The 12,445-nt window shown below is 41.8% G+C and carries 14 protein-coding genes and 1 tRNA gene; 8 read left to right on the forward strand and 7 right to left on the reverse strand.

What is annotated here, in order from left to right; genetic code table 11:
- Positions 1–158 precede the first annotated feature (158 nt).
- Positions 159–239, reverse strand: a tRNA-Leu gene (locus H6G06_RS11675).
- 258 nt (positions 240–497) lie between these two features.
- On the opposite strand from H6G06_RS11675, the gene accC reads away from it, so the two are divergent.
- On the forward strand, positions 498–1,844 hold the full coding sequence (gene accC / locus H6G06_RS11680) for an acetyl-CoA carboxylase biotin carboxylase subunit (protein ID WP_190560219.1): 1,347 nt from the start codon (positions 498–500) through the stop codon (positions 1,842–1,844).
- A gap of 127 nt (positions 1,845–1,971) precedes the next feature.
- Here the strand turns inward: accC and H6G06_RS11685 are convergent, their stop codons facing one another.
- The gene (locus tag H6G06_RS11685) at positions 1,972–2,265 is read right to left on the reverse strand and encodes a YggT family protein (RefSeq protein WP_190560221.1); all 294 of its coding nucleotides are present in this window, start codon (positions 2,263–2,265) and stop codon (positions 1,972–1,974) included.
- A 213-nt stretch (positions 2,266–2,478) separates the two neighbouring features.
- Here H6G06_RS11685 and psbX point away from each other — a divergent pair, with 213 nt between their 5' ends.
- The 4 genes from psbX to H6G06_RS11705 all read left to right on the forward strand — a co-directional run bounded on the left by psbX (position 2,479) and on the right by H6G06_RS11705 (position 4,972).
- Positions 2,479–2,598 (forward strand): photosystem II reaction center X protein, encoded by a 120-nt coding sequence (gene psbX / locus H6G06_RS11690; protein ID WP_190560223.1) that lies wholly within the window; start codon positions 2,479–2,481, stop codon positions 2,596–2,598.
- Positions 2,599–2,793: 195 nt separating this feature from the next.
- Positions 2,794–3,714, forward strand: a complete 921-nt coding sequence (locus H6G06_RS11695; RefSeq protein WP_190560225.1) for a Ycf66 family protein — start codon at positions 2,794–2,796, stop codon at positions 3,712–3,714.
- Positions 3,715–3,772: 58 nt separating this feature from the next.
- On the forward strand, positions 3,773–4,333 hold the full coding sequence (locus H6G06_RS11700) for a PD40 domain-containing protein (protein WP_190560227.1): 561 nt from the start codon (positions 3,773–3,775) through the stop codon (positions 4,331–4,333).
- A gap of 111 nt (positions 4,334–4,444) precedes the next feature.
- Positions 4,445–4,972, forward strand: a complete 528-nt coding sequence (locus tag H6G06_RS11705; RefSeq protein WP_190560229.1) for a TolB family protein — start codon at positions 4,445–4,447, stop codon at positions 4,970–4,972.
- 98 nt (positions 4,973–5,070) lie between these two features.
- Here H6G06_RS11705 and H6G06_RS11710 read toward each other — a convergent pair whose 3' ends face one another.
- A complete protein-coding gene (locus H6G06_RS11710; RefSeq protein ID WP_190560231.1) occupies positions 5,071–6,069 on the reverse strand; it encodes a succinate dehydrogenase/fumarate reductase iron-sulfur subunit in 999 nt (332 codons plus the stop codon).
- Between the two features lie 920 nt (positions 6,070–6,989).
- On the opposite strand from H6G06_RS11710, the gene H6G06_RS11715 reads away from it, so the two are divergent.
- The 3 genes from H6G06_RS11715 (at position 6,990) to H6G06_RS11730 (ending at position 9,111) form a co-directional block, all read left to right on the forward strand.
- Positions 6,990–7,136, forward strand: a complete 147-nt coding sequence (locus H6G06_RS11715; RefSeq protein ID WP_190560233.1) for a hypothetical protein — start codon at positions 6,990–6,992, stop codon at positions 7,134–7,136.
- A gap of 449 nt (positions 7,137–7,585) precedes the next feature.
- Positions 7,586–8,023, forward strand: a complete 438-nt coding sequence (locus tag H6G06_RS11725; protein ID WP_190560237.1) for an AbrB family transcriptional regulator — start codon at positions 7,586–7,588, stop codon at positions 8,021–8,023.
- A 191-nt stretch (positions 8,024–8,214) separates the two neighbouring features.
- The gene (locus H6G06_RS11730) at positions 8,215–9,111 is read left to right on the forward strand and encodes a CPBP family intramembrane glutamic endopeptidase (protein ID WP_190560239.1); all 897 of its coding nucleotides are present in this window, start codon (positions 8,215–8,217) and stop codon (positions 9,109–9,111) included.
- On the opposite strand, the gene H6G06_RS11735 is transcribed toward H6G06_RS11730, so the two are convergent.
- The 4 genes from H6G06_RS11735 to H6G06_RS11750 all read right to left on the reverse strand — a co-directional run bounded on the left by H6G06_RS11735 (position 9,108) and on the right by H6G06_RS11750 (position 12,247).
- Positions 9,108–10,229 carry a geranylgeranyl reductase family protein gene (locus H6G06_RS11735; protein WP_190560241.1) on the reverse strand — a complete coding sequence of 374 codons (1,122 nt, stop codon included), beginning with the start codon at positions 10,227–10,229 and terminating at the stop codon, positions 9,108–9,110. The genes H6G06_RS11730 and H6G06_RS11735 overlap by 4 nt on opposite strands.
- Positions 10,230–10,335: 106 nt before the next feature.
- Complete coding sequence (gene frr, locus H6G06_RS11740; RefSeq protein WP_190560243.1) at positions 10,336–10,884, reverse strand: ribosome recycling factor; 549 nt, start codon at positions 10,882–10,884, stop codon at positions 10,336–10,338.
- Positions 10,871–11,599, reverse strand: a complete 729-nt coding sequence (gene pyrH / locus H6G06_RS11745) for a UMP kinase (RefSeq protein ID WP_190560245.1) — start codon at positions 11,597–11,599, stop codon at positions 10,871–10,873. The genes frr and pyrH overlap by 14 nt, the downstream gene beginning before the upstream one ends.
- A gap of 81 nt (positions 11,600–11,680) precedes the next feature.
- Complete coding sequence (locus H6G06_RS11750) at positions 11,681–12,247, reverse strand: thioredoxin family protein (RefSeq protein ID WP_190560247.1); 567 nt, start codon at positions 12,245–12,247, stop codon at positions 11,681–11,683.
- Positions 12,248–12,445 lie beyond the last annotated feature (198 nt).

Below are 12,445 nucleotides of genomic sequence, written 5' to 3' on the forward strand. Positions count from 1 at the left end.
ATAGAATTTCAACGTCAATAATTACACACTTTTGAGGGACAGTTCATAAATTGTCCCTACGCCTTTTCGGGAAATATCTATTTTTTAGCGCCACCTGAAACACCTCTCAAATTACGCTAACTCTTATTCTCACTTTATTTAGTTTTGAAAAATATTAATGCGGATGGCGAGACTCGAACTCGCAAGGCAAAGCCACACGCACCTCAAGCGTGCGCGTATACCAATTCCGCCACATCCGCACGTTTGCCTAGAACAACACTATAGCATAAAAAATTTATGATGGAAAATATTTTTTGCAAATTTTTCCCCCAAATATTTTGTCCAATGCTTTAATCAGGTAACGGGTACTGGGGATAGGAGAAGATGTTTTACCTGTTCCCTGTTCACTGTTTCCTGTTCCCTGACAAATTTGTGAGAATTTACAGTAATGCGACAGCTTTATTTCAACGGGATGGGAGAGAATGTCAATCTACTGGTACTAATATCGCAACTAGAAAATGAAGTTTGACAAAATTTTAATTGCTAATCGGGGAGAAATAGCTCTTCGCATTCTCCGCGCTTGTGAAGAAATGGGAATTGCCACAGTTGCTATTCACTCCACTGTTGACCGGAATGCTCTACACGTCCAACTGGCTGATGAAGCCGTTTGTATTGGTGAACCAGCCAGCAGTAAAAGTTATCTGAATATTCCCAATATTATTGCAGCTGCCTTAACACGTGGTGCTACAGCCATTCATCCTGGTTATGGCTTTTTGGCAGAAAATGCCAGATTTGCAGAAATCTGTGCTGACCATCAAATTGCGTTTATTGGACCTACGCCTGAAGCTATTCGCTTGATGGGGGATAAATCCACCGCCAAGGAAACCATGCAAAAAGCCGGAGTTCCCACAGTACCCGGTAGCGATGGCTTAGTAGAAACAGAAGAGGAAGGGATGGCGATCGCCAAAGATATCGGCTACCCTGTCATGATTAAAGCCACAGCCGGAGGAGGTGGCCGGGGTATGCGGCTTGTTCATTCCCAAGATGAATTTGTCAAACTTTTCCATGCAGCCCAAGGTGAAGCCGGAGCCGCTTTTGGTAATGCCGGCGTTTATATAGAAAAATTTATCGAACGTCCGCGTCACATTGAATTTCAAATTTTGGCCGATAACTACGGTAATGTTATCCATCTTGGCGAAAGAGATTGTTCAATTCAGCGCCGTAACCAAAAGTTACTAGAAGAAGCCCCCAGCCCTGCTCTCGATGAAGAACTACGGGAAAAAATGGGACAAGCAGCCGTAAAAGCAGCCCAATTCATCAACTACACTGGTGCAGGAACTATTGAATTTCTCCTAGATAAATCCGGTAAATTCTACTTCATGGAAATGAACACCCGGATACAAGTTGAGCATCCAGTCACAGAGATGGTAACTGGTGTAGACCTGCTAGTTGAACAAATCCGCATTGCTCAAGGTGAAAGACTCAAGTTAACCCAAGAACAGGTGATTTTACGAGGTCACTCGATTGAATGCCGCATCAACGCGGAAGACCCAGATCATGATTTTCGTCCTTCCCCTGGCAAAATCAGCGGCTATCTACCACCCGGAGGACCAGGCGTGCGGATTGATTCTCATGTGTACACAGATTACCAAATTCCCCCTTATTACGACTCCCTCATCGGTAAGCTCATTGTCTGGGGACCCGACCGAGCCACAGCTATTAACCGCATGAAAAGGGCATTGAGAGAGTGTGCAATCACCGGACTACCCACCACCATCGCTTTCCATCAAAAAATCATGGAAAACCCACAGTTTTTACAGGGTAATGTTTACACCAACTTTGTTCAGGAAATGAAATTGCAGTAAACAGGGAACAGGGAACAGGGAACAGGGAACAGGGAACAGGGGAGAAAAAGTTTAGATTTTAGATTTTAGATTGGAGTTAACAAAAACAATCCAAAATCCAAAATCCAAAATAAATAACTCCTGCCTCCTAATTTACACGCGCCATCATGGTCAGTAATCCTTGCTGACCTAGCAAAATTTCTCTCACCAGGCTGAAAATACCAACCCATAAGATGGGGGTAATATCTACCCCACCAATAGGGGGTACTAGCTTTCGCAATAGCACTAAAAATGGTTCAGTCGGCCAAGCGATTAGATTAAAAGGCAAACGATTGAGATTCACTTGTGGATACCAAGTGAGAATGATGCGGAAAATAAACAAAAATGTCATCAGTCCCAAAACGGGTCCTAGAATCCAAACAGTCAGGTTAACACCAGTCATGGCTTTGAGCTACTATCTGTGAAGAAATCAAAAGAACTTGGGGGCGCAAACCAAAAAAGTTTAAGCTTTGTAAAGCATTCTCTTTCACATTGTAACCAAATGCCGTCATTTTCTCTAACGGGGAACTTCTAACTGATAAATAAATAACGGCTTCTCAAGAAAGTGATACACCATTAAAATTAAAATGAACTGTGTAAAAAAAGGTTGAGAACTATGACACCCTCTTTAGCAAATTTTCTTTGGAGTCTGGTTTGGGGTACTGCGATTGTGGTCATCCCCGCTACTGTTGGCTTAATTTTCATCAGCCAGAAAGATAAAATCCAGCGAAATTAAGCAATTGGGGACTGGGGAGTGGGGACTGGGGACTGGGTAATTAATTATGTTGTTCCCAATCACCAATCACCAATAATAGTAAACAGCTTCAGAGCTTCTTTGCAGATGCTTTGAAGCTTAAATATATTGTCAATAGTTAGAATAGTGATTTTAATTGTGACTCGCTAACATAGATTTGATATTGGGAAAAAAGCAATGATAAATTTTGGGCTGAACTCAGCCAGTGTTTTGGCTCAGGTAAATTTTGGGGCTAACTCAGCCAGTGTTCTAGGAATTTTCCTGGCTGTGGCTGGGGCAGCACTATATTTTCTCCGCACTGTGCGTCCAGAACTGTCACGAGATCAAGATATCTTTTTTGCGGCTGTGGGCTTACTGTGTGGTTTTATTCTCATCTTCCAAGGATGGCGACTTGACCCCATTTTGCAATTTGGTCAGTTGCTGTTAGTTGGTACTACTGTATTTTTTGCCGTTGAAAGTATTCGTCTGCGAAGTATTGCTACTCAACAAGCTAAACGCAATACTCCAATTGTGGACGATGAGCGAGAAGTAAGCAGAAAATATTCTTACTCTGAACGGCGCAATTATCAAGCTGAAATGGATGCAGATTTAGAACCCCTACCTTATTACGAAGAAGAGGAAGAAGAAGAACGTCCCCCACGTGCCAGAATTCGCGGTAGCAAAGATGAGCGTTCCAGCCGTGATAATTACTATGAGGATCAACCCCCGCGTCGTTCAGAACGTAGTAACAACAGAGAAAAACCAGAAGCAGGAGAAAGAAAACGTCGTTCTGGTTCTGGGCGTTCAGTAACTCGCCCTAGTGAAAGTTTTGAACAAGAAAATTGGGGTTCTGCTTCTAGGCAAGTTGATGACTGGGAAAGCCCCCAAGACGAAGTAAGAAAACCACCACGTCGCAGTAATAACCGACCTCAACGCCCAGAAAGCCGTGAGGATGATGTTACTGCTACCAGACCCAGAAAGCGCCGTCCACCCGCTGACTCATCCTCTCGCAGAAACAGGGAAGATGATGAGGCTATTCCCACTGATTATGTACCATATAACCCAATAGAAACGCCAAATGAGGGATCAGATAATTCCAACGATTTTGATGATATCTAAAATATTTGGGGTGAATTAATGGTGATGGTAGTTTTAAAGGCGACGGAAAGCGGTTGATGTGAAAACATTTACGTCTATATTGTGGCTCCAAAAACGTATTCATTGGAGCCTTGTTTTTAGTTTGACTAGTTTGCTTGTGTCTTGTGGTGCTGGTGATATTCCTCTGGGGGTTTCTTCTCTCAACAGTCGTTATACGGAGGAACAACCTGCTTTAAGTGGTAATGGACGCTTTTTAGCTTTTGTCTCGAATCGTAATGGTAATCAGCAATTGTTGGTGTACGACTTAGAAACGCAAAGTTTTATTCCCACTCCAGGTTTAAACCGACGAGAAACTATTGCTGAGAGTCCCAGTTTGAGCTACACGGGTCGTTATATTTGTTACCTAACGAGTGACCAAGGTAGACCAGTTGTAGCACTTTACGATCGCGCTATGAAACAATCACAAATCATCACTCCTACCTATCGTGGTTGGGTCAGGAATCCTCATATCAGCCCTGATGGTCGTTATGTTGTGTTTGAATCTGCTAGTCGTGGACAATGGGATATTGAAGTTTTAGACCGAGGTCCAACTGTAGAGTTAGATATCCCTAATGGTGCAACGGTGACTGTACCACAGTAGGGACTGGGGATTGGAGACTGGGGACTGGGGACTGGGAAAAACTAACCAATGACTAATGACTAATGACTAATGACTAATGACTAATGACTAATAACTAATGACTAATGACTAATGACCAATTACAAATTAGCAATTATTTTATTTTTAAGCTCAACTTTGTTAACTGGGTGTTTTGGTTATCCACGTATATTAAGTTATCCCTTTGATCCGGGTGGTCGGGGTCTAAATAGTCTGGCTTCAGAATTAAATCCGCAAATTTCTGGGAGATACATTGTTTTTACTACTGACCGTCGAGGTAGCCAAGATGTCTATATGTTGGATACGGTGACACGGAATTTGGTGGATTTACCAGGTTTAAATTCCTTTGATACTATTGCTTCTCATCCTTCTGTCACCCAAGATGGTCGTTATGTTGTTTTTGTTGGCAGTCGTCAGGGGCGATCTGCTATTTTTCTCTACGACCGGGAAACACGCCAATCACGAAATTTAACTGCTAATTTGCCAGCAGAAATCCGCAATCCGACAATTAGTGCTGATGGTAGTAAGATTGCGTTTGAGTTTAGCAATAATGGGCAATGGGATATTTTACTATATGACCGTTTTGGTCAAAAGCTGAATATCCCTCAAGAACCAAGGTAATTCATAATTCATAATTAGCAATTATAAACCACTACCTAGTCCCCAGTCCCCAGTCCCCAGTCCCCAGTCCCCAGTCCCCAGTCCCCAGTCCCCAGTCCCTATGACTCGGTTTTCTGAACTGATTCGATGAGCGATCGCACTTCTTGAGTACCTTCTGAGGGTTCAAAGGAAAGGGGAAATTTACCCCGAACAAGCATCCTCAAACCCAGAGGTGCAAGACTGAGTAAACCTTTCAAATCGCGGAAATAGTTACCAACTACTTGGATACCAAATTGGCGTTCATCAATCCAACCACCCGTTTTTACTAACTCTATCAATACTTTGCGGTGACGAATTGAACGGCTGTCACTTGCTTGTTTGCGGTCAAGAATTTCTTGTTTAATTTTGGTGATTTGCTCTAATGGTGCAACTTCCATTGGACAAACTGAATCGCAGTAAAAACAGCGAGTACAACCCCAAACTCCTTTAGTACCTTCGTTGTAGTTTTCTAAACGATTTTCAGTGTTGCTATCGCGGGAATCTGTCACCATGCGATATGCTTTGGCGAGAGCGTGGGGACCAACAAAGTCTGAATTAACTTCGCGGGCGTTGCATTCTGAATAACAAGCACCGCACATAATACAATTACCAGTTTGATCCAGAAGCGATCGCTCTTGTGGTGTTTGCAAAAATTCTTTCTCTGGTACTTGTCGCGCTGCTGTACTTACATAAGGTGCAACTGCTTCTAAATTATTCCAAAAACTGCTCATATCCACGACCAAATCCTTAATCACGGGCATATTTCCCAAAGGAGCGATCGTGATTTCGTGAATGGTATTATGATGGTTTTTTGGTGATGAAATTTGTTGTAGTCTAGCCAGTTCACTGCCAACATTTTCCTTACAGGCTAAAGCTGAACGTCCATTGATTCGCATGGCACAGCTGCCACAAATAGTATTGCGGCAATTTTTGCGAAATGCCAAAGTTCCATCTTGTTCCCACTTGATCTGATTGAGGCAATCGAGTATTGTATTACCCGGTTCTACCTGTAAAGGATAAGTTTGTACAACAGGGGCAGAGTTTTGTTGCTGCCTGATAATCTTAAAAATAACTTCCATATATTACCAACCAAATTCTTAAAATTGCCTTACCTGCTGCAAAAATCACGAATACAAGCAGGTCGTTGTGATCAATTAGCCCTTTATTTAACTTCAGTGCCTAATAATCTGACGCTGAAGGGGCTAACGATTACAGTTCAAGGATAACTATTAAAATTTTAGTTGCTCCAAGTGCAATTGGTGAAATTTATCTACTGGCAGCAAGGAAACAGCAAAAAGTAATCATCCCTTTCCCTTTAATTTACCTGCTGGAGAGTAATGGAGGTGTTTAACCTAGAGATGTGCTAACCTATGCAGCTTAGGCTATTATTACAGCTTGATGGATGTGAATTGAACTCAACTAAAGCCTGAAAGCTGAACTAAGGCAGTTTCCACCCGTACACGCATGGAAGATCAATTTTGAAAATATTTTTTTGCTTTTCTCTTATAACAGGGGAGGGATCTACCGTTAAGTAGTTCATTCTCTACACTTTACACTTCTTCCGTCAAGTCCCATTTGTAAAAAGTCTTCAAGCAATAGCGAAGTAAAAATTTTTTAAATATATACAAGTGTTAAAGCGGCAGATAATTATCTGATTGTAGCTATCAAGCAGTGGATAGATGTGGTAAATTGATTCTTCCCCTAGACAGACGTGGAGAAGAATCTGAGAGATTTTCCCTGATGCTAATAAACAGGGCAAAAAATCCCAGTGGCTTTTTGTCTGATCTCCATCAAGAAAACCTGGATTTAAGTCACTCACTCAAAACGGCTCGCCTAAATTATATAAACTTTTATAAAAGTCTTGACTCCATACTCATCAGAGTATAAGCCAGAGTAAAATCCACACTGCTTTTTCTCTCCCCAACTCCAGTGATTTGAAAAAAAAATTAATTTGCAACTTGAATTTTAAATTAAACAAATATTTTGCTATTATTAGTCCATGATAGTATTTAATATAAAATTACGAAGTCACAAAACCAGTACCAAAGTCCGTACAAGTGCGGCTGCTACTGCTTTGTTTATTCGTAATGTAGAGACAGAAAAATTCATGTCTCTATCGGCTAGACAAAAGGGTGTATGTCTGTAAGACCATAAGCAAATACTATTCTGTCCTAAGCTTGAGATGACGAGTGGGTACAAACCTACAACTCAAGAGCAAGAAAGGCAAGCACAGAAAGTGAAAAACCTGCAATTTATTGTATCTACGACTTTTTTGGAGTAGAACTAACCTGATTTGTAAAGGTGTCTTCAAATGACACCGCTACAGTAGCGCCAAAAAATAAAATACTTTTGTTTCTAATGGCGAATGATGGTTAAAAGTGCTGTAAAATCACCGGAATAAATGTTTGTGACAACCATGACCTCTAATTTAATGTGGATAACCATATATAGAGGTACTTGGGCTGATGATATCAGCAGGAATTCACATCTCACCCTCAAGTCTTCAGTAGCTCTGTACATTGGCTAAAAAGCCAAATGCAAAAATAAGGCTACATTGATGATCCGCTTCGAGATATTAAGGAAATTTTGAGCATAATGACTGAAACTGCAACCGCCCCATTAACAGGAAAAGCACTGCTGGCTAAAGTAAAAGAGCTTTCTAATTTACCACGCCGAGAAAGAGCAAAGCAGTGCGGCTATTACACCGTTACCAAGAATAACCAGGTGCGTGTTAATCTCACCGATTTTTATGATGCTTTACTGTCAGCTAGAGGTATTCCTCTCAGTCCAGAAGCACCTAAAGATGGTCGTGGTCGCGAACCGACATATCGGGTGAGTGTTCATCAAAATCGTCAGATTGTCATTGGTGCTACCTACACCAAAGCAATGGGCTTAAAGCCTGGTGATGAGTTTGAAATTCGCTTAGGTTACAAGCATATCCACTTGATTCAGCTTGGTGAAAGTGATAAAAAATTAACTTCGCCAGATATAGAAGCTGACGAAGCAGATTTAGAAAATGAAGAAGAGGAATAAATTTCTCTGCTAGTAGGGGTAAGTTGTCAGTGAATCTTTCCTCACTTGTCCCTACTGCTACAAATAAATAGTATTTGTAGTATGAAAATTTCTTCACACAACAAAATACGATTTGACATTTTGCATGAGTCACAAATTCTAGTAGAGTCTTGAAGAATAAGCAAGAACTCTATTTTGGCTAGAAGTCTATCGTGATTTTTTTGTCGGTTTTCTTATCACTTGTAGAGCCATCAGTCAATACATTACTGGCGTTGCTAAGAAATGCGCCAGTAGTGTTTGTTGTCATGGCTTTTTTCATTGCTTGGGTAGTGTGTTGGTTGCCATTAGCAGCGATATCAGCTTTCATGCTTAATTGGCAAATTAACAAACCTTTACAACCCGAACAAAAAATACCTTTATTGGTATCACTCTATTTATTAGCGCCCCTAATTCTGTGGGGAGTTAATTGGTTAGGAGTGGGATCTTTTGCGGATTATGGCTTGGTGGGGAACCTTTCGATTTTGGTTTCTTTACTGCTGGGTGTGGGTTTGGGTGTTTTAGGATTAGGGTTAGTATTTTCCTGCCAATTTTGGCTAGGTTGGTGCTATTTAGAAAAATCAAATATCAAATTAATCCCTGGGATTTTGCTGCCAATTTCTTTGGTAGCTTTGTTTGTGGGTGGGATAGAAGAGTTAGTTTTTCGGGGTTTTTTATTGACAACCCTGGAGAAAGATTACCCGATATGGTTAGCAGCTATTATTTCTAGTTTGATTTTTGCCTTGCTGCATTTAGTTTGGGAACAAAAAGAAACTGCACCCCAACTTCCTGGTTTATGGCTGATGGGAATGGTTTTAGTAGTGGCGAGGATTGCTGATGGTAATAATTTAGGGATAGCGTGGGGACTTCATGCGGGTTGGATATGGGCGATCGCTACCATAGATACAGCCGGTCTCATTACCTACACAGGTAAAGTCTCAGAATGGGTTACGGGTAAAAACAAAAAACCCCTAGCAGGGTTAGCTGGGGTTCTATGTGTTCTGGGAACAGGAGTGCTTTTGTGGTTTTTTGTTGAGATTGTTTTAATTCGTAATTACGAATTATTTTCCTAACTACCAAAACCAGAGATTAAACGCTTCAGGGCGCGACCGGCGACATCACCATATCGTAATTCACCACAGAGGATTTTACCCATGACTTGAGCGCCAGAGGGACGTTTAACACCGACCTTGTAACCAATACCGGGGAAACGATAAAATGCTCCAGCTAATTTTTGCGCCCAAGCCATTTCTGAACCCCACTGTTCATTAATGGCCTCACTATAATTTTCCAAGGCGTTGATATCACCACTGAGCGCCTCATTAATGAATTGTGCTGCTAGGACACCGCTAAATATCGAGGGACGAATACCTTCTGCGGTAAAGGGGTCAACAATACAAGCAGCTTCACCAACTAACACCGCATTTTGGGTATGTAGTTTTTGATGACCGTCCCACAAAGAGATGGGATAACCGTATTGTTTGCTAGTTTTAACATCTACATTAAAAGATTGGGCGTATTCATCTAAAATTTTCTTAAAATCTTGAGGTTCGCCACCAATAAATGTACCCACACCAATAGAGTAACTATCGGCTTTGGGGAAGTTCCAAATATAGCCGTTTTTGACTAAGCCAAACTCAAAGTGAATTGTAGATTTATTCTCTACATTTGCCGGCACTTCGGCTTCTAATGCTCCTGCTAAACGACGTTTACGGTCTTTAAAACCCAGCCATTTTGGCATTGAACCTTTAGCACCATCGGCTGCAATTAAGTACCGACCTATAGCTGGTTCATTGGCTGTGTTAACTTGCCAATGATCATTTTTAAATTCAATACCTGTCACTTCTGTGTTATCTCGCAGTTCTGCTCCTTGTTTTTGGGCTTGTTGAACTAGAAAATGGTCAAAGACATCTCGCTGCACCATCCAAACAGGTTCTTTTGTAGCAATTTTAGCTTCTACGGAATCTTCTAATTTCCAGGTGAAACGTATAGAGTCAGCTTTGACAGAAATTGCAGGGCTGAAGTCAAAATCAAACCATTGAGCGATCGCTGGTGACACACCACCGCCACAAGGTTTATATCTAGGCAGGGATGCTTTCTCTAAAACTAATACTGAGCGTCCCTGCTTGGCTAAATGATATGCTGCTGTTCCACCCGCAGGACCAGCACCGACGATGATGCAGTCGTACATAAAATTAAGGGAATAGGTAATAGGTAATAGGTAATAGGTGACAGGAGGCAGGAGGCAGGAGGTAGGAGGGAGGTAAATATTTCTCCCCATCTCCCCAGTCCCCAACTTAGACAGTTGTGATGTCTTTTTCCTTATCTGCCAGTAATTCGTCGATTTTGGCAGTGTACTTGTTTGTCAGTTTTTGCAGTTTGTCTTGCTGATCTCGTGATTCGTCTTCGGAAACTTCCGCAGCTTTTTCCTGTTTACGAATTGAGTCCAGAGCATCACGGCGGATATTCCGAATGCCAACTCGACCTTCTTCGGCATACTTAGCAGCCATTTTGACAAATTCTTTCCGGCGATCGCTTGTCAAAGGTGGGATGTTCAAACGAATTACAGAACCGTCATTACTGGGGGTTATACCTATATCTGACAGAGAAATTGCCTTTTCAACTATATTCAAGCTGCTCTTGTCATAAGGCTGAATCAGGATTGTCGAGGCATCAGGTGTGGTAATGTTTGCCAGAGATTTCAGGGGGGTAGGTGTCCCGTAATATTCGACCTGTACCTTATCTAGTAGACTCGCATTGGCGCGACCAGTGCGGATGGTGTTAAATGCTCGTTGAGTAGCCTCAACGGTCTTTTGCATCGTACTTTCAGCTTCAGCTAATTTCACAAGAACCTCCCACAAGGGTGCCAATAGATTCTCCCATTACTGCGCGGTGGATATTTCCTCGCGTTGTTAAATCAAATACCAGAATGGGAATATTATTTTCTTTACATAAGGCAATTGCGGTACTATCCATGACTCGCAAATCTTGAGCCAAAACGTGGGCGTAAGTGAGGGTTTTGTACCGTTTGGCATCAGGATAAATTTCGGGGTCAGCGTCGTAGATTCCGTCTACTTTGGTGGCTTTAAAAATCACTTCCGCTTCTATTTCTGCTGCTCTTAAAGCGGCAGTGGTATCTGTGGTAAAGAAGGGATTTCCCGAACCAGCACCAAAAATTACCACCCGTCCTTTTTCTAAATGACGGATAGCGCGACGACGAATATAAGGTTCTGCTAATTCTTGCATAGCGATCGCGGTTTGTACCCGCGTCTGTATCCCTATCCGTTCTAGCGAGTCTTGTAGCGTCATGGCATTCATTACCGTGGCAATCATCCCTATGTAGTCAGCAGTTGCCCTATCCATTCCCGCCGATGCCGCTTTAACGCCTCGAAAAATGTTGCCGCCGCCAACTACGATAGCGACTTGAACGCCAGTGGCTACCACCTCTGCCAACTCTTCGGCTATTCCCTTGACTACTTCTGGATCAATGCCATAGCCCATGTTGCCCATCAAGGCTTCACCGCTCAGTTTAAGTAAAACCCGTCGGTAATTCGTTCCCATGAAGTTACGCTTTATCAAATAAGTTGCAATTGCCTCCAATTTAAGATAGCAGTACAGTGACAATCTGTGTCTAGTTCCGATTTATTTTCGCCATACTAATGGTGTACCAACTTGTTGTGTTTGTGCTGGCTGGATTTCTTGACCTTGAAATAAAGAGGCGATCGCATTTCTTAAATAATCTACCCCGGTTGCTGATGGATCTTGAGGGTGATCGTCAATTTGACCTTTATAGCGCAAAATTCCCTCATTATCAATTAAAAAAGCCGTAGGTGTGCTAATCGCACCAAAGCTACGAGTTACATCTTGTGTTGTGTCCCATAAGTAGGGGAAACTTAATTCATGGCGTTGGGAAAAAACTTTCATATCCTCAAAGTTTGATCCAGCGTTTATATCTTCCCCAGAGTTAACATCACTACCGTTTAGTCCAATTAGTGTGAAGTTGCTAGGTGAGAATTCCGCTTGAATGTTTTTTAACCTGTCTATATACCCATCCACATAAGGACAGTGGTTACACATAGAAATTACACATACTGAGCGCGAATTCTCTAGATAACGGCTTAGATGGTGTACACGGCCATCAATTCCTGGCAACTCAAAATCTGGAGCATAACTTCCGATAGGAGTATCAATAGTTTCTAGTATATTCATCGTTTTTTGCCAGAAGGAACTAGGAACAAAAACTTTTGCAAAACCAGCGTTAGTTTCTTAGGTGTAAAACCAAGCCTTAGTATTTGTTTTATATCCAATTAATTTTATATACTAATCGAATTGGCGTAAATTGTAAAACTACCGAAGCAAGTGCTAGTGTAAATTTAAGCATTCAATCTCATGATTTTTAGGTAAATC

It is taken from the genome of Anabaena sphaerica FACHB-251 (genome assembly GCF_014696825.1).
Lineage (GTDB): Bacteria > Cyanobacteriota > Cyanobacteriia > Cyanobacteriales > Nostocaceae > RDYJ01.